General features: G+C 67.1%; 13 protein-coding genes. 9 read left to right on the forward strand and 4 right to left on the reverse strand.

Annotated features, from left to right (window positions below; all coding sequences use genetic code 11):
* Positions 1 to 105: 105 nt before the first annotated feature.
* Positions 106 to 1,239: an acyl-CoA dehydrogenase family protein gene (locus ACP26O_RS19465; RefSeq protein WP_006753001.1), complete on the reverse strand. Its 1,134-nt coding sequence runs from the start codon at positions 1,237 to 1,239 to the stop codon at positions 106 to 108.
* Positions 1,240 to 1,376: 137 nt separating this feature from the next.
* Between ACP26O_RS19465 and ACP26O_RS19470 the strand changes: the two genes are divergently transcribed.
* The 3 genes from ACP26O_RS19470 (at position 1,377) to ACP26O_RS19480 (ending at position 4,881) form a co-directional block, all read left to right on the forward strand.
* Positions 1,377 to 2,411, forward strand: a complete 1,035-nt coding sequence (locus tag ACP26O_RS19470) for an AraC family transcriptional regulator (protein ID WP_175663409.1) — start codon at positions 1,377 to 1,379, stop codon at positions 2,409 to 2,411.
* Between the two features lie 122 nt (positions 2,412 to 2,533).
* Complete coding sequence (locus ACP26O_RS19475; protein WP_175663408.1) at positions 2,534 to 4,111, forward strand: NfeD family protein; 1,578 nt, start codon at positions 2,534 to 2,536, stop codon at positions 4,109 to 4,111.
* Positions 4,108 to 4,881 carry a slipin family protein gene (locus ACP26O_RS19480; protein ID WP_011659369.1) on the forward strand — a complete coding sequence of 258 codons (774 nt, stop codon included), beginning with the start codon at positions 4,108 to 4,110 and terminating at the stop codon, positions 4,879 to 4,881. The genes ACP26O_RS19475 and ACP26O_RS19480 overlap by 4 nt, the downstream gene beginning before the upstream one ends.
* Before the next feature lie 78 nt (positions 4,882 to 4,959).
* Here the strand turns inward: ACP26O_RS19480 and ACP26O_RS19485 are convergent, their stop codons facing one another.
* Entirely contained in the window at positions 4,960 to 6,237 is a 1,278-nt protein-coding gene (locus tag ACP26O_RS19485; RefSeq protein ID WP_175663407.1) for a haloacid dehalogenase-like hydrolase, read from the reverse strand.
* A 507-nt stretch (positions 6,238 to 6,744) separates the two neighbouring features.
* Here ACP26O_RS19485 and ACP26O_RS19490 point away from each other — a divergent pair.
* The 5 genes from ACP26O_RS19490 to ACP26O_RS19510 all read left to right on the forward strand — a co-directional run bounded on the left by ACP26O_RS19490 (position 6,745) and on the right by ACP26O_RS19510 (position 11,462).
* Entirely contained in the window at positions 6,745 to 7,644 is a 900-nt protein-coding gene (locus ACP26O_RS19490) for a M24 family metallopeptidase (protein WP_175663406.1), read from the forward strand.
* Between the two features lie 65 nt (positions 7,645 to 7,709).
* A complete protein-coding gene (locus ACP26O_RS19495) occupies positions 7,710 to 9,497 on the forward strand; it encodes an SDR family oxidoreductase (RefSeq protein ID WP_175663405.1) in 1,788 nt (595 codons plus the stop codon).
* Between the two features lie 34 nt (positions 9,498 to 9,531).
* A complete protein-coding gene (locus tag ACP26O_RS19500; protein ID WP_175663404.1) occupies positions 9,532 to 10,437 on the forward strand; it encodes a metal-dependent hydrolase in 906 nt (301 codons plus the stop codon).
* A 102-nt stretch (positions 10,438 to 10,539) separates the two neighbouring features.
* A complete protein-coding gene (locus ACP26O_RS19505; protein ID WP_006749455.1) occupies positions 10,540 to 10,827 on the forward strand; it encodes a hypothetical protein in 288 nt (95 codons plus the stop codon).
* Between the two features lie 251 nt (positions 10,828 to 11,078).
* Positions 11,079 to 11,462 (forward strand): DUF2917 domain-containing protein, encoded by a 384-nt coding sequence (locus ACP26O_RS19510; RefSeq protein ID WP_175663403.1) that lies wholly within the window; start codon positions 11,079 to 11,081, stop codon positions 11,460 to 11,462.
* Positions 11,463 to 11,643: 181 nt separating this feature from the next.
* Here the strand turns inward: ACP26O_RS19510 and ACP26O_RS19515 are convergent, their stop codons facing one another.
* Entirely contained in the window at positions 11,644 to 11,922 is a 279-nt protein-coding gene (locus tag ACP26O_RS19515; RefSeq protein ID WP_175658874.1) for a hypothetical protein, read from the reverse strand.
* Between the two features lie 758 nt (positions 11,923 to 12,680).
* Here ACP26O_RS19515 and ACP26O_RS19520 point away from each other — a divergent pair.
* The gene (locus ACP26O_RS19520) at positions 12,681 to 13,982 is read left to right on the forward strand and encodes an NCS2 family permease (protein ID WP_011659376.1); all 1,302 of its coding nucleotides are present in this window, start codon (positions 12,681 to 12,683) and stop codon (positions 13,980 to 13,982) included.
* 592 nt (positions 13,983 to 14,574) lie between these two features.
* On the opposite strand, the gene ACP26O_RS19525 is transcribed toward ACP26O_RS19520, so the two are convergent.
* The gene (locus tag ACP26O_RS19525) at positions 14,575 to 14,856 is read right to left on the reverse strand and encodes a helix-turn-helix domain-containing protein (protein WP_426356393.1); all 282 of its coding nucleotides are present in this window, start codon (positions 14,854 to 14,856) and stop codon (positions 14,575 to 14,577) included.
* Positions 14,857 to 14,911 lie beyond the last annotated feature (55 nt).

Raw genomic sequence — 14,911 nt, forward strand, 5'->3', positions numbered from 1 at the left:
GCACGGTCACGTCGTTGCGTGCCGCGTTTGCCGCGCTGCCCTCGTGCCCTGCCTGTTTGCCTGCTTGTCGGTTCGCGTGGTATTCGACGGAGCGAGCGCCGCGACTCAAAGCTGTCGCGCGATCACCATCCGCTGCACTTCGCTGGTGCCTTCGTAGATCTGCGTGATGCGCGCATCGCGATAATGACGCTCGACTTCGTAATCGGCGAGGTAGCCGTAGCCGCCGTGGATCTGGATCGCGTCGGAACACACGCGCTCGGCCATCTCGGATGCGAACAGCTTCGCCTGCGACGCCTCCGACAGGCACGGCAGCCCGGCCGTACGCAGTTTCGCCGCGTGATGCACGAGCAGGCGCGCCGCGTTGATCTGGGTGGCCATGTCGGCGAGCTTCTGCTGAATCGCCTGATGCTCGGCGATCGGCTTGCCGAACTGCACGCGCTCGCCCGCATAGCGGCGCGCCTTGTCGAACGCGGCGCGCGCGATGCCGAGCGCCTGCGCGGCGATGCCGATCCGGCCGCCTTCGAGGTTCGACAGCGCGATCTTCAGCCCTTCGCCGCGATTGCCGAGCAGGTTTTCTTCCGGAATCGCGCAGTTCTCGAACGTGATCGCGCACGTGTCGGACGCGCGGATGCCCATCTTCTTCTCGGGTTTGCCGACGATGAAGCCCGGCGTGTCGGTCGGCACCAGGAACGCGGAAATGCCGCGCTTGCCGGCTTCCGGGTCGGTCATGGCAAAAACGATCGCGACGCCGGCGCGCTGGCCGTTGGTCACGAACTGCTTCGCGCCGTTCAGCACCCACTTGCCGTCGCGCAGTTCCGCCCGCGTGCGCAGGTTGTGCGCCTCGGAGCCGGCCTGCGGCTCGGTCAGGCAGAACGCGCCGATGATGCGGCCCGCCGCCATCTCGGCCAGCCAGCGATCCTTCTGCGCGGGCGTGCCGAAGCCGAGGATCGGCCCGCAGCCGACCGAGTTGTGCACGCTCATCATCGTCGCGCACGCGGCGTCGCCGGCGGCGATCTCCTCCATCGCCAGCGCGTAGGCGACGTAATCCGTATACGCGCCGCCCAGTTCCTGCGGCACGATCATCCCGAGCAGGCCGAGTTCGCCGAGCTGCGCGACGACGGCGTCGGGCAGGTGCGCGTCGTGGTCCCACTGCGCGGCGTTCGGGGCCAGCACCTCCGTGGCAAACGCGCGCGCGGCGTCGCGGATCATCCGCTGGTCTTCGGTGTAAAGCTCGTCCATGGCGCTGCTGTCTCCCGCGGCCGCGTGCGGCGACCGACCTTTCGTTTCGATGCAACAAGTGTAGGCAAGCACGCGCGACTGTTCGATGCTCGCGCCGCTCATTTACACTGAGCGTTTTTGCCATACCGGCGGCGTCGATGAAGCAGGAAGACAAGGGCACCATCGCGATCAGCCTCGTCGCGTACAGCATCGCGCTCGCCACCCGGCGCGGCGTCGCGGCCGAGCCGCTGCTCGCGCAGGCCGGCATCGCGCCCGCGCTGCTCGACCAGCCGCGCGCGCGGGTATCCGCGCAGCAATACGGCGCGTTGTGGAACGCGATCGCGCGCGCGCTCGACGACGAGTTTTTCGGGCAGGACCGCCACCCGATGCGCAGCGGCAGCTTCATCGCGATGAGCCAGGCCGCGCTGTCCGCGCAAGACGGACTGCATGCGATGGCGCGCGCGGTGAATTTCCTGCACTGCGTGCTCGACGATCTCCACGCGGAGCTCGACGCCAATCCGCAGCGCGTGCGGCTGCGCTTCGTGCACCGCAACAGCGCCGCGGCGCCCGCGATGTTCACGTACGCGACCTATTTCATCATCGTGTACGGGCTCACCTGCTGGCTGATCGGGCGACGCATCCCGGTGCTGCACGCGAGCTTCCGCTGCGACACGCCGCCGGCCGACCACGAATACCCGTCGATGCTGTGCGACGACATGCGCTTCAACCAGCCCGATTCGTATGTCGATTTCGATCCCGAATTCGCGACGCTGCCGGTCGTGCAGAACGCGAAGACGCTGAAGACGTTCCTGCGCAACGCGCCGGCCAGCTTCATCGTCAAATACCGCAACCCGAACGCGCTCGCGCAGCGCGTGCGCACGGTGCTGCGTGGGATGCCGCCCGCCGCGTGGCCCGGCGCGGGCGGGATGGCCGCGCGGCTGCACGTGGCCGAGGCGACGCTGCGCCGCAAGCTGCACCAGGAAGGCCACGCGTACCAGTCGATCAAGGACACGCTGCGGCGCGATCTCGCGTTCGAGGCGCTGGCCGATCCGTCGCGGACCATCGCCGACGTCGCGGCCGCCACCGGTTTCGCGGAACCGAGCGCGTTCTACCGCGCGTTTCGCAAATGGAGCGGGCGCAGCCCGGCCGAGTACCGGGAAGAAGCGCTCGCGCGCGGCAACGGCGCCGGCTGAATGCGCGGCCGGCGGCCCCGCCTTCGCGCTTTGCCCCGAAACCGCCTAATCTTCAAATATCGGGCCAACGCCCTTTTCCGCGAGCCGGACGGCGTGCGGCCGCGCGCCGCCCGGACGCCCCGATGCCCATTCATCGTCATGGGCCGCCGTCATCGGCTTCGCCCGACGGCCGCCCCCGTCACCCGCTGGTCGCGCGGGTCGCGCGCGCCGCGCTGTTCGCGGCGCTGCTCGTCGTATGCGCGGCGGTTGCCGCCCCGCCCCCCGCCGGCTCGTCCGCCGCACCCGCCGCCGCGGCCCCGGTCATCGTGATTCCGGTCAACGGCGCGATCGGGCCGGCCAGCGCCGACTTCATCGTCCGCTCGCTCGAGCGCGCGGCGCACGACCACGCGCCGCTCGCGATCCTGCAGCTCGACACGCCCGGCGGGCTCGACACGTCGATGCGGCAGATCATCAAGGCGATCCTCGGCTCGCCGGTGCCGGTGGCCGCGTTCGTCGCGCCCGGCGGCGCACGGGCCGCGAGCGCGGGCACCTATATCGTCTACGCGAGCCACGTCGCCGCGATGGCGCCCGGCACCAATCTCGGCGCGGCCTCGCCGGTGCAGTTCGGCATCGGCGGCGGCGCGCCGGGTACACCCGGTACGCCGGGCACGCCGCGGCCGTCGCCGGCCGGGACATCGGGCGCTGGCGGGGCCTCCAGCGCCTCGTCCACGCCCGTCGCGCTGCCGAACGACACGCAGTCGACCGAGATCCGCAAGGCGACCCAGGACGCCGCCGCCTACATCCGCGGCCTCGCGCAGCTGCGCGGACGCAACGCCGAATGGGCCGAGCGCGCGGTGCGCGAAGCCGTGAGCCTGTCGGCGAACGAGGCGCGCGCGCAGCATGTCGTCGACCTGATCGCGCAGGATCCGGCCGACCTCGCGCGCCAGCTCGACGGCCGCACCGTGACGACCAGCGCCGGCACGCTGCACCTCGCGACCGCGCATGCGCCGCTCGTCGTGCTCGCGCCCGACTGGCGCAGCCGCTTCCTGTCGATCATCGCCGATCCGAACGTCGCGCTGATCCTGCTCACGATCGGCATCTACGGGCTGTTCTTCGAATTCGCGAACCCCGGCTTCGTGCTGCCGGGCCTCGCCGGCACCATCTGCCTGCTGATCGGGCTGTTCGCGATGCAATTGCTGCCGGTCAGCTATGCGGGCCTGGGGCTCGTGCTGCTCGGTCTCGGCTGCCTCGTCGCCGAGGCGTTCCTGCCGACTTTCGGCGTGCTCGGTTTCGGCGGGATCGTGGCGTTTACGATCGGCGCGCTGATGCTGATCGACACCGACGTGCCCGGCTACGGGATTCCGTGGCCCGTGATCGCGAGCCTGGCGCTCGGCGGCGCGCTGTTCGTCGCCGTCGTATCGAGCGTCGCGCTGCGCGCGCGGCGGCGCCCGGTCGTGACGGGCGCCGAGGCGATGCTCGGCAGCATCGGCGAAGTGCTCGACGACGGCCTGCACCCGGATCAACCGATGGCCGCCAGCGGCGTCGCGCCGTCGGCCGCCGGCTGGGCGCGCGTGCACGGCGAGCGCTGGCGGGTCGCGAGCAGCGTGCCGCTCGCCGCCGGCTGCCGCGTGCGCGTGACCGGCCGCCAGGGGCTGACGCTGACCGTCACGCCGCTCTACGACGTGCCCGGGCAGGCACAACCCCAAGGAGAACCTTCATGATCGGTTACACGTTCGGCTTCAGCAGCGTCCTGATCGTCTTCGTCGTGGTGCTCGTCGCGTCGTCGATCCGCATCTTCCGCGAGTACGAGCGCGGCGTCGTGTTCATGCTCGGCCGGTTCTGGAAAGTGAAGGGGCCGGGGCTCGTGCTGATCATCCCGATCGTCCAGCAGGTCGTGCGGATCGACCTGCGCACCGTCGTGTTCGACGTGCCGCCGCAGGACGTGATCACGCGCGACAACGTGTCGGTGAAGGTCAATGCGGTCGTGTATTTCCGCGTGGTCGATCCGGAGAAGGCCGTGATCCAGGTCGCGCACTTCTTCGACGCGACCAGCCAGCTGTCGCAGACGACGCTGCGTTCGGTGCTCGGCAAGCACGAGCTCGACGCACTGCTCGCCGAGCGCGAGCAGCTGAACGCCGACATCCAGAAGACGCTCGACGCGCAGACCGATGCGTGGGGGATCAAGGTATCGACGGTCGAGATCAAGCACGTCGACCTGAACGAGACGATGGTGCGCGCGATCGCGCGGCAGGCCGAGGCCGAGCGCGAGCGGCGCGCGAAGGTGATTCATGCGGAAGGCGAACTGCAAGCGTCGGAGAAGCTGCTGCAGGCCGCGCAGCGGCTCGCGCTGCAGCCGCAGGCGATGCAGCTGCGCTACCTGCAGACGCTGACGACGATCGCGGCCGACAAGAACTCGACGATCGTGTTTCCGCTGCCGATCGATCTGCTCGGGTCGCTGCTGGAGCGGTTGGGGGTGAAGCGGGAGCCTTGAGATGCGCGTGTGCCGGCTCGCGCGAGGCCACGGCCGCGGATGGACGCCGGGCCGCGGCGGCCCGGCGCCCGGCGCGCGTCAGGCCAGCAGCTTGCGCTCGGTCTTGCCGTACTTGAGCGACTTCTCGTCCGGGATCATCAGGCCCGTGTGCTCGTCGCGGCCCTGCAGCAGGAAGCGCGCGTCCGGCTTGCCGATCTGTTCGGCCGCGAGCGTGCTGTCCGCGCCGATCTCGCCCTTCTTCATCCGGTTGACGATCACGCCGGCCGCGGTGTCCTTGAAATCGCGCAGCATCCACGCGTCGCCGTCGCTGTCGCCGAACACCAGCAGCGGGCCGTAACCCTTCTTCGACGCGAGGACGTTGCGGATGCCCACCGTCTTGCCGGGCCCCCAGTTGAAATGCCAGCCGGCCGGATAGGTGCTCGTGTACCTGCCGTCCTGCATGTCGAGACGCAGGCCGATCACGTTCTCGGGCGCCACGCCGTAGCCATAGTTCGGATTGCCGGCGAACACGCGTACGACGTCGTCGAGCGACGCGGTGCTCACGTACACGTCGATGCCGTTCGCGCGCAGCGTATGCATCACCGCGCGGATTTCCTCGTGAATGCGGATGCCGTGGAAATGGGTATCGGCCACCACGCCGGCCTTGCCCGGCAGCGCCTTCGGGCTTTCGTAGCGAACCTTGCGCAGCGCGTCGCCGATACCGTAGTTGTTCGACGCTTCCGCCATCGCCTGCAGCTCGGCGGTCGTCATGTTCTTGTAGAAGTAGATGATCCACTTGTAGCCGACTTCGAGCGGATGCGTGTCGCAGATCGCGTCGTACATGAAGTACAGCTTCGCGCGAAAATCCTTGAACTGGTCGGTCTCGCGAATCTCGTCGAGGCTCTTGTCGCCGCCGAAGCCCTTGTAGTTCGCATGGAGCCAGCGGTAGTCGGACTCGACGTCGGCGGCGAGATCCTCCATCGTCACCGGCTTGCCGTCGACGGTCGTGTAGTCCTTCATGAACGCGCCCTTCGGCACGTCCTTCCACATCACGGCGACGAACTCGTCCGGCGTCAGCTTGTACTGCAGATGGTTGATCTGGTACATCAGCAACGCCTCTTCGCAGTCGTTCATGATGCACGTGTTGTCCCAGTCGAACACCGCATACGGGCGGCGCTTTCCATCGTAGCGCGCGCTCGCGACGCCATGCTGGTCGAGCACCGCCTGCAGGCGCGCGGCGTTGAACGGCGACCAGCGGCCCGGGTCCAGCGTGTCCGGCGCGATTGCGCTCTTCGCGCCGGCGATGCCGGCCTTGAGCATGAGCGGCGTCGCGGCGGTCGCCGCGGCAAGGGTGTTCATGAACCGGCGGCGTTGCATGGTCTCTCTCTCCGTTGAAATGCCGAATCGGCTTCGGTCGCTGCCCCGCGCGACGCGCGGCACACCGGCCCGGCGAAGCCGCAAAGGCTTCGAATAGGGGCGGATGATGTGACGAAATTATTTCGGCAATTTGACAGCGTCTCGCCGCGACACGACGGAGAGTTGATCCGGCGCGACATGCCGGCGCCCGCCGGAACCTCGCGTGGTGCTCCCGGCCGGCTCCGCGCTCGGGACGCGTGCGCAGCAGCGGGCCAGCCGGTCCGACCGCCCCAAACCTAGAGCGTCTCCTCCATTTCGGCTCTTCATTAGGAGAAGTCCTCATCTCCGCGGGCTCGCACGCGACGTCGAACCGGTTATGATCATTACATCAATCAATGGCACATTAAATGCTGACTGAATAATTCGCCCAAGTTCACTGGCGGATGCGTTCCGGATCAGCGCCCAAGCCTTGCACAGGATCCGCGTCGCGCCGACAAGCAAACACGGGCCGACACATGGAGACGCATCATGACCGCTGACCACCCGCTGCCGGAAGTCCACCTGGACGAGCTGCCGCAATTCCGCGCGGTCCAGCAGCTTGCCTACCGCTGCGTCGAGACCGTCGGCGCGATGCTCTATCCCGGCATCACCGAGAAGGAAGCCGCACGCCTGCTGACCCAATGGCTGCAGGACCACGGCGTGCACGACTGGCTGCACAAGCCGTTCGCGTGGTTCGGCGAGCGCACCGCGTTCGAAGGCTTCTCCGGCCTCAAGCACATGGGCGGCTTCAACCTCGCGTTCTTCCCGAGCCACCGCCAGCTCGAAACCGACATGCCGGTGATCCTCGACGTCGCGCCCGTGCTCGACGGGGTCGTCGCGGACGTCGGCTACGCGCACTGCCTCGGCCGCAACCCGATCCTCGAACAGCTGCAGGAGGACCTGATGGACCATCGCGACATGATCGTGCGGCTCGTGAAGGCGCGCCGCCCGATGGCCGAGGTCGCGCAGGCGGTCGACGCGCTGTGCCGCCGCCAGGGCGTCGAGCCGCGCCACAAGGCCTATCCGTTCAAGGTGCTCGCGCATCGCGTCGCGAAGATCCACAAGCCGTCGAAACCGCGCTTCGTCGCGCGCTTCGGGCTGAACGCGACGCGCAACCTGCTGCTCGACCAGGGCCGCGCGGCGAAGCAGCAGGGCTGGTCGCCGCTGTGGTCGATCGACCGCCGCTCCGAACATGCGCCCGTGCCGGGCCTGTGGGCCGTCGAGCCGCATCTCGGCTTCGCCGGCGTCGGCGCGAAATTCGAGGAACTGCTGGTGATCACCGACGACGACGCGTACTGGCTCGACGACGACCTGCCGCACGTGCGCCGCCGGCAGCGCCGCCAGGCCGAACGCGCGCAGGCCGTCGCGGCCGTGCCGGCCGCTGCGTGACGCGTCCGCGTCGCGCCTTCCTCCCGAATTCCCTAAGCCCCGAATCTCTGAACGACGGACTCACGATGCAGCCTCTTTCCGACGAAGCGCCGCTGGCCCTGTTCGAATTGCTTCACAGCGAGACGGCCGTCGCCTCCGGCGACCTGACGCTCGCGGTCAGGACCTGGGGCGACCCGGCCCGCTCGCCGGTCGTGCTCGTGCACGGCTACCCCGACGACAGCAGCGTCTGGCAGCACGTCGCGCCGCTGCTCGCGCGCAAGCACTACGTGATCGCCTACGACGTGCGCGGCGCGGGCCTGTCCGGCGTGCCGACGCGCACAGCCGACTACCACCTCGCGAAGCTGACCGACGACTTCATGGCGGTGATCGACACGCTCTGCCCCGGCCGCGCGGTGCACCTGATCGCGCACGACTGGGGCTCGATCCAGGGCTGGGAATTCGTCACGGATCCGCGGCTCGCCGGCCGCATCGCGTCATACACGTCGTGCTCGGGGCCGTGCCTCGACCACGTCGGCTTCTGGCTGCGCGAACGCGTGTTGCGGCCGACGCCCGAGTCGTTGGCCAAGCTCGGCGGCCAGCTCGTGCGCTCGTGGTACGTCATCCTGTTCCACCTGCCGTTCATCCCCGAGCTGAGCTGGCGGCTGTGGCTCGGCCGCGCATGGCCGGGCCTGCTGCGCCGGCTCGAGAAAGCGCCGATCGCCCCGCGCGCGACGCAGGCCGACGACGGCGCGCACGGCGTGCGTCTCTATCGCGCGAACTTCATCCGCTGCCTGTTCGCGCCGCGCGAGCGCTACGCGCACGCTCCCGTGCAGACGATCGTGCCGCTCGGCGACAAGTACGTGAGCCCGGCACTGTCCGAGAACCTGTCACGCTGGGTGCCGCAGTACTACCGCCGCGAAGTCGCGGCCGGCCACTGGCTGCCGCTCGCCGATCCCGCGCGCTTCGCGGGCCTCGCCGAGCAGTTGATCGACGCGGTCGAATCGGGCGACGAGCCGCCCGCGCTCGCGAACGCACGCCGGCGCGCGACCAGCGGCCGCTTCAGCGGCAAGGTCGTGGTCGTCACCGGCGCGGGCAGCGGCATCGGCCGTTGCGCGGCGCTCGCGTTCGCCCGCGAAGGCGCGAGCGTCGTCGCGTGCGATATCGAACTCGCGAGCGCCGAGCGCACCGCGCTGCTGCTCGGGCTGATCGGCGCGCAGGCCCACGCGAAATGCGTGGACGTCGGATCCGCCGACGAGATGGAAGCGCTCGCGACGTGGGTCGGCAGCGAACTCGGCGGCGCGGACGTCGTGATCAACAACGCGGGCATCGGCATGGCCGGCGGCATTCTGGACACGACCGCCCACCACTGGGAGCGCATCCTGCACGTGAACCTGTGGGGCGTGATCCACGGCTCGCGACTGTTCGCCCAGCAGATGGCCGCGCGCGGCACCGGCGGCCACATCGTCAACACCGCGTCGGCCGCCGCGTTCGGGCCGTCGCGCGACCTGCCCGCCTACGCGACGACGAAAGCCGCCGTGCTGATGCTCAGCGAATGCATGCGCGCGGAACTCGCGGAGAAAGGCATCGGCGTGACGGCCGTGTGCCCGGGCTTCGCGGAAACCGGAATCATGGCGTCGACGCAATACGCGGGCGCCAACGCTCAGGACGAGGCACGGCTGCGCAAACGCGCGACGAAGCTGTACCAGATGCGCGGCCTGAAGCCAGAGACCGTCGCGCAGGCGATGGTCGACGGCGTGCTGCGCAACCGGCCGGTCGTGGCGGTGGGCGCCGAGGCGCACGCGCTGCGCATCGTGGGCCGCTTCATGCCGTGGCTCGGCCGGATGCTCGCCCGCATCGGCATGGCATCGCATTGACGGCGCAGGCTACCGCACAGGAACGGAGACACAGATGACCGCTACCGCCGACTATCACAAGATCAAGGCCCGGCACGTGAAGTTCGATTTCAGCGACACGCCGATCACGTGGGTGCCGAACGACCCGTGCAGCACGCACATCATCAACACGCTGAACCTGCTGTTCCCGGAAGGCGAGCTGTGGTTCTGCCGCGTGTACAACAAGGCGCTGCCGCACATCACCGATGCACGCCTGCGCGACGAAGCCGAAGGCTTCCTTCGCCAGGAAGCCGTGCATTCGCGCTCGCACGGCGGCGTGCTCAAGCATTACTACGATCGGCACGGGATCGACACGAAGCCGTTCACGCAGAAGCTGAACTGGCTGTTCACGCGCGTGCTCGGCGAAGCGCCGCTCGGACTGAAGATCGGCCACACGCGCTTCTGGCTGCGGCAACAACTCGCGGTGATCGCATCGCTCGAACATTTCTTCGGCTATCTCGGCAACTGGGTGCTCAATGCGCACGGGCTCGACGAAGGCGGCGCCGATCCGACGATGGTCGACCTGCTGCGCTGGCACGGCGCGGAGGAAGTCGAGCACCGGACCGTCGCGTTCGACATCTACAACCATGTGGGCGGCAACTACCCGGAGCGCTGCCTGCACATGGCGTTCGTGATCGTGCTGCTGCTCTACTTCATCACGAGCGGCGCAAGATTCATGTACCGGCGCGACCCGGCCGCCGGCCGCTATCCGGGTTTCGTGCTCTCGTGGTGGAAGGGTTCGCGGCGCGGCCACCTGCCGTCATTCTGGAAAGTGATCGGCGCGGCGCTGCGCTATTTCAAGCCGGGCTATACGCCGCACCATGAAGGCTCGACCGAGCAGGCGCTCGCGTATCTGGCCCGCTCGCCCGCCGCGCAGGCGGCCGCGCACGGCGGCAACTGGGGCACGACGAAGGGCGCGTGAACGGCTGCCCGAGCGAGGTCAGCGGCGGCTTTGTCACGGCCTCGGCGGGCGGCGCCCGCCGAAGTGCGTACAATCGCGGCTTCATTTCCCGGAGGTGCCGCGATGGCCATGAAGAAAACCGATCTAGAAAAGAACAAGGCGCTCAAGCTGACGCAAGCGATGAAGCAGTCGAACGCCGCGCGCTTCGGCAAGGGCGCCGAGGAAGCGCCGAAGCTCGATCGCCGCGCGCAGCGCAAGCTCGATCAGGAACAAGGCCTCGTGCCGTTCGCGTGCAAGCTCAACGCCGATCTCGTCGAACAGCTGAAGGCGCGCGCCGCCACGCACCCGGAAGGGATGACGGGCCTGCTGTCCGAACTGCTCGTGAACGGCCTCGCCCAGCGCGACGCGTGATCGCCACGTATCTCGAAAATAGTCGTTGACAACGCAGGACGACATCGACAAACTCGTTCGCATGCCTACGTTCAAGCACATCGCCATCGCGAAACATTGCTCGGTGAACATTCGAAAGAATGGATCACGGGAGGCGCTTGTGCGTTAGCATCCGAGCAGTACCGCATGTCACACAAGGCCTCACCGGAAACGGATGAGGCCTTTTTGTTCTGGTGCGCGTCATCCGTCCGGCTCAACGAATGGAGCAGACGATGGACCAGGCAAGCCCGTTGTTCGACCGTCCCGACCGTCCCGATACGCGCCGCAGTGGCGCGATCACGTTACCGACCGTCGTGATCCGCTTTGCGGTCGCGCCGCGCACGACCCTGACCTGGCGCGCGCCGAGCGATGCGGAAATTCGTGCGCACGGCGCGCCGCTGTGGATCACGCGGCCGCCGAGCGTCGACGATTTCTGGGTGCAACCCGGCGACGTGCTGCGCATCGCGCGCGGCGATCGCATCTGGCTCGGCACCGATGACGGCCGGGCGGCCGAAGCGTCGATCACGACGGCGTACGTGCGGCGCGGCGAACGGCTCAGACGCACGCTCGCGCAAGTGCAACGTTTGCTCGTCGGACGATGGCGAAGAAGGGATTGACGATGCGAGCTGACGCGCGCAACGAGGCACCGGCGCGCGCGAAATTACCGCATCCGGAAACGGACGCACCGGCGGCGCACTGCGTCGCCGGTGCGCATCGAATCACGCGGCACGCTCATGCATGCCGCGCGCGATCGCGCGCCGTGCGCAACAACCGTCACCTGCATTGCATGCATCAGGTTCAGGTGCTGGCGGCGAGACGCGGGCCCGTGCCACGGGGAGCGGAATCAAGATCGGGGCGTTGCGCGGCATGCGAGGTCACCCACGGGTCGATGCCTTGTTTTTGCACCTCCTCGAGGAATGACACGCGTGTACGCCAGTAATCCGCCTGTAATTTCGCATCGATGACGCGCTGTTCGGCTGTGAACAGTTCCATGCGCGCCGTCACGAGCATCGACGCAGCGGTTTTTTCCGGCGTGGGGGCGTGCCGCATCGCCCAACGGCTGATCCAGTTCAACATGCTGACCTCCGTGAATACGGACGAACCCGCATCGGGCAATCGCAATCGGTCGCGCCTGCCCGAATGCGCGGCGACCGTCACCACACTTCACCGCCTGGCCTGCACGGACTGCGACTCCCCCGCGTCGGCAATAACCGGCCGGCGTGTGTGCGCGGTGTATCTATCCTAGAAAGACTTGCCGGTTTACGCGATGACCTCTTGCAATCTTTTACACAGAAACCACAGTCGCGCCGGCATCGAGAAATGACAGTTGCGGACGGAACGGCTTCGGAGCAGGATAGCCCGATATCTGCAACCGCCCGGACCGACGAACGGCCGCCGAACGCCGCTGCGCACCCGCGCCGGCCACGCGCGCCGCGTTCGCGCATGCGTTGCGTCGGCCCCGCGGTCGTCCAGCATGCGGGCGCTCCATGGCAGTCGCATGTCATCGTGCGGCGTCCGCGCGTGCTTCATGCCGTTGCGCCCGCATCGGCCGACACGGCCCGCCCGCCGTCGAATCGTTTCCATCGTTTCTACCTGCCCGCTTCGTCCAAACCGGTAAAATGCGCGCCGTCCTCGCGCGACCGGCCTGTCCGACCGTTCGTGCGAACGCAGCCGATCGTGCCCCGCAACTATATCGTCCGAGCTATCCGCGCTATTACAATCCGCCGATAGCGCGGCAATAGTGGCTGGTTACAGTACGCCGGCCGCGCGCTGCCGTTACAACAATTCGGCACAAACAACAAGCAACACGACAATCCGACCGGAGAAACGCCTTCATGGAATCCATCAAGCGGTATTTCGGCTTCGCTGAAGCCGGCACCGACTTCCGCACCGAAATACTCGCGGGCGTCACCACGTTCCTGACGATGGCTTACATCATCTTCGTCAACCCGGCGATCCTCGGCGACGCCGGCATGCCGAAGGAATCCGTGTTCGTCGCGACCTGCCTCGTCGCGGCGCTGGCGTCGCTCATCATGGGGCTGTACGCAAACTACCCGATCGCCTGCGCGCCGGGCATGGGCCTGAACGCGTATTTCGCGTACACGGTCGTCAAGGGGATGGGCTTCACGTGGCAGGCCGCGCTCGGCGCGGTGTTCATCTCCGGCTGCCTGTTCCTGCTCGTCACGCTGTTCCGCGTGCGCGAGGCGATCGTCAACGGCATTCCGAAATCGCTGCGCATCTCGATCACCGCCGGCATCGGGCTATTCCTCGGCATCATCTCGCTGAAGACCTCCGGCGTGATCGTCGGCAGCCCGGCCACGCTCGTCACGCTCGGCGACCTGCACAAGCACGACACGATCCTCGCGATCATCGGCTTCTTCACGATCGTCACGCTCGACCATCTGCGCGTGCGCGGCGCGATCCTGATCGGCATCATCGGCGTGACGATCCTGTCGTTCTTCTTCGGCGGCAACCAGTTCCACGGCGTGTTCTCCGCGCCGCCGTCGATCGACGCGACGCTGTTCAAGCTCGACATCGGCGCCGCATTGTCGACCGGCATCATCAACGTGATCCTGGTGTTCTTCCTCGTCGAGCTGTTCGACGCGACCGGCACGCTGATGGGTGTCGCGAACCGCGCGGGCCTGCTCGTCGAAGGCAAGATGAACCGCCTGAACAAGGCGCTGCTCGCCGACAGCACCGCGATCGTCGCGGGCTCGGTGCTCGGCACGTCGTCGACCACCGCGTATATCGAAAGCGCATCGGGCGTGCAGGCCGGCGGCCGCACGGGCGTGACGGCGATCACCGTCGCGGTGCTGTTCCTCGCGTGCCTGTTCATCGCGCCGCTCGCCGGCGTCGTGCCGGCCTACGCGACCGCGCCCGCGCTGCTGTACGTGTCGTGCCTGATGCTGCGCGAGATGGTCGACGTGCCGTGGGACGATGCGACCGAAGCCGTGCCGGCCGCGCTCACCGCGCTGCTGATGCCGTTCACGTACTCGATCGCGAACGGCGTCGCGTTCGGCTTCATCTCGTATGGCGGCCTGAAGCTGCTGACGGGCCAGGCCCGCACGGTCAAGCCGGTCGTGTGGATCATCGCGGCCGTGTTCCTGTTCCGCTTCTTCTATCTCGGCAGCGAGTGACGCACGCGCATCGGTGCGATGCACGATGAAACCACGCCACCTTCGGTTACTCCCCCAAGCGGGAATACATAGCTAGGTACAAATCTGCTTACGTCGTAGTCAGCACCCCTCCGTGAGGGGTGTTTTTTTGTCCCTGCACTTTTGAAGCTATACAAAATTTCTTCATCGGATGTACGCGAAACACCGGCCTATGTATGATATTTGACGATGCCGAGTAGCCGGCTTTCTTTCACCCGCACATGAGCGGGTATGGACGTTCACCCCAGATTCGAGCGCCTATGGAGTGGTTCGCCAGCGTACCTTTGTGACAGACGAATCAGGAAGGTCCCAGACCGGCCTCCGCGTTAGACAATAAATCCGAATCGGCCGATAGCCGCCTTCTCGGGTACCCCATTCTTTTTTTACAAATAGGGCAAGCCGGCAAAAGCCGGCGCGTCAGACGTTCGAGTGTGTGCAACTCTGGTCCTGCCCGCAGGGCGGCTATCCACACCCGTGCGGTGTGGGCAGCAGAGTTGTGCACACGGAGACACCCTGACATCATCTGCATTTTTTCAGATGCTACTGCGCGTTCTCGACGACCGCACTCAGCCGCTCACATCTTCTGCTCAAGTTCTGCGACGAACTGGCTGGCTGGAATGCCCAGAGTCTCACACCAACTACATAGTTCAATGACATCCAGTCGGCGCTCGCCGCGCTCGCACTTGTTAATGAAGGTCTGAGTCGTCTCGAGACGAGCTGCGACCTCTTCTTGTGTAAGACCCCTCTTCTCTAGCTGCTCGCAGCAGCTTAGCGAACATCGCGTATCGACGAGAGTAGATAGATTTTTCCATTGGCGGCTCGACGCGAAGAGCAGGTCACAGTTTCTGCGCACCACGAATATTCTTTACGGCGAAGACGCTCCTCTCGCATAGTGATTGACGTAAAGGGAG

This window comes from Burkholderia sp. R-40 (genome assembly GCF_049942845.1).
Taxonomy (GTDB): domain Bacteria; phylum Pseudomonadota; class Gammaproteobacteria; order Burkholderiales; family Burkholderiaceae; genus Burkholderia; species Burkholderia ambifaria.

Bases quoted from the DNA above. Each gene is read 5' to 3' on its own strand.
- ACP26O_RS19480 (WP_011659369.1), top strand. From the start codon at position 4,108: ATGATCGGTTACACGTTCGGCTTCAGCAGCGTCCTGATCGTCTTCGTC.
- ACP26O_RS19465 (WP_006753001.1), bottom strand. From the start codon at position 1,239: ATGGACGAGCTTTACACCGAAGACCAGCGGATGATCCGCGACGCCGCG.
- ACP26O_RS19490 (WP_175663406.1), top strand. From the start codon at position 6,745: ATGACCGCTGACCACCCGCTGCCGGAAGTCCACCTGGACGAGCTGCCG.
- ACP26O_RS19510 (WP_175663403.1), top strand. From the start codon at position 11,079: ATGGACCAGGCAAGCCCGTTGTTCGACCGTCCCGACCGTCCCGATACG.
- ACP26O_RS19515 (WP_175658874.1), bottom strand. From the start codon at position 11,922: ATGTTGAACTGGATCAGCCGTTGGGCGATGCGGCACGCCCCCACGCCG.
- ACP26O_RS19505 (WP_006749455.1), top strand. From the start codon at position 10,540: ATGGCCATGAAGAAAACCGATCTAGAAAAGAACAAGGCGCTCAAGCTG.
- ACP26O_RS19500 (WP_175663404.1), top strand. From the start codon at position 9,532: ATGACCGCTACCGCCGACTATCACAAGATCAAGGCCCGGCACGTGAAG.
- ACP26O_RS19475 (WP_175663408.1), top strand. From the start codon at position 2,534: ATGCCCATTCATCGTCATGGGCCGCCGTCATCGGCTTCGCCCGACGGC.
- ACP26O_RS19520 (WP_011659376.1), top strand. From the start codon at position 12,681: ATGGAATCCATCAAGCGGTATTTCGGCTTCGCTGAAGCCGGCACCGAC.
- ACP26O_RS19485 (WP_175663407.1), bottom strand. From the start codon at position 6,237: ATGCAACGCCGCCGGTTCATGAACACCCTTGCCGCGGCGACCGCCGCG.
- ACP26O_RS19470 (WP_175663409.1), top strand. From the start codon at position 1,377: ATGAAGCAGGAAGACAAGGGCACCATCGCGATCAGCCTCGTCGCGTAC.
- ACP26O_RS19495 (WP_175663405.1), top strand. From the start codon at position 7,710: ATGCAGCCTCTTTCCGACGAAGCGCCGCTGGCCCTGTTCGAATTGCTT.